Below are 725 nucleotides of genomic sequence, written 5' to 3'. Positions count from 1 at the left end.
GATTGAGCATGTGGATTCTAATTTTCTGGATGTCGCAACCGTACTCAATAGCTCTGAGCGATGCATCGCAGCCAACCCTACAGGTTGAAACGCAGGAGTTCCACAGCGAGAAAGCATGCCTGGACGCGCTTGCCGCTGTGAAGAAGCTGAACAATGGCAATCTGGTTCTGCGCGGTGTTTGTACGCCAAAGGGGGAGTGATATGGCTCTTAGCAAAAAACAGCGCGCTGAGTTGCGCATGAAGTTCGGTGGTCGGTGTGCTTATTGTGGCTGCGAACTTCCCGAAAAGGGCTGGCATGCTGACCACGTTGAGGCGGTGCTGCGAAAATCTGAGCAGTGTATGAAGGCTGCTGCGAAAGGCATTTTCAAACTGAAGGCGACAGGTGAATTCTACAGGCCAGAGGCTGAAAGACTGGAAAACCTATTCCCTGCATGTGCGCCCTGCAACTTACTGAAAACGTCCTACTCGCTGGAAATGTTCAGAAAGCAGGTATCTCTTCAGGTCGAGCGAGGGCGCAAGAGCAGCATGAATTTCCGCACGGCAGAGCGCTTCGGGCTGGTTGAGGTGATCGAAAAGCCGGTGGTGTTCTGGTTTGAACAGTATCAGGAAGGAGCAACAGCATGACCACTATTACCAGAGCAGAGATTGAGCACTATCTGCACGCGGCAGAACAGGTGCAACTCAACGGCTTCGATAAAGGGAAACTTATCTCAGTTCCACCCTGG

At 52.1% G+C, this 725-nt stretch carries 2 protein-coding genes; both read left to right on the top strand.

Translation table 11 applies throughout. The features are described 5' to 3' along the window. Nucleotides 1-200 (top strand): hypothetical protein (locus tag GTGU_RS26435; RefSeq protein ID WP_342665354.1); only part of this gene is annotated, 200 nt, incomplete at its 5' end. A 1-nt stretch (nucleotide 201) separates the two neighbouring features. Next, on the top strand, nucleotides 202-624 hold the full coding sequence (locus GTGU_RS23520; RefSeq protein WP_038163724.1) for an HNH endonuclease: 423 nt from the start codon (nucleotides 202-204) through the stop codon (nucleotides 622-624). The last annotated feature ends 101 nt before the right edge of the window (nucleotides 625-725 follow it).

This window comes from Trabulsiella guamensis ATCC 49490, assembly GCF_000734965.1.
Lineage (GTDB): Bacteria > Pseudomonadota > Gammaproteobacteria > Enterobacterales > Enterobacteriaceae > Trabulsiella > Trabulsiella guamensis.
Note: the sequence above shows the minus strand (reverse complement) of the source record. Positions and strands in the feature narration are given on the sequence as shown.

What these genes read in the sequence shown, in the direction of transcription:
- GTGU_RS23520 (WP_038163724.1), top strand. Translation starts at nt 202, where the DNA reads ATGGCTCTTAGCAAAAAACAGCGCGCTGAGTTGCGCATGAAGTTCGGT.